We start from the raw sequence: 236 nt of genomic DNA, 5'->3' as shown, positions 1-236 counted from the left end.
AGCTGCATCGTGGACTCCGCGACCCCCGCCGCCGCGGCCAGCTCCGCGGCCGCGACCGTCTCCACCCACGCGTGCTCCCCCGGATCCCGGCCCGCCGCCGCGGCCCGGTCCCGCTGCGCCTCCTCGATCCGGCCCGGACCGGATCCCGCGGCCAGCACCGCGATCCCCTCCCCGCACTCGGCCGCGGCCGCGTCCGCGGCCCAGGCCCGCAACCGGATCTCGTCGGCCTCCAACCC

1 protein-coding gene is annotated in these 236 nt (G+C 80.5%); it reads right to left on the bottom strand.

The features are described from left to right. Positions 1 to 236: hypothetical protein (locus ACETWP_RS17370; RefSeq protein ID WP_373973540.1), on the bottom strand; the 236-nt coding region annotated here is incomplete at both ends.

Source organism: Arthrobacter halodurans (assembly GCF_041877255.1).
GTDB lineage: Bacteria > Actinomycetota > Actinomycetes > Actinomycetales > Micrococcaceae > Arthrobacter_N > Arthrobacter_N halodurans.
This window is presented reverse-complemented; position numbering and strand designations above follow the sequence as displayed.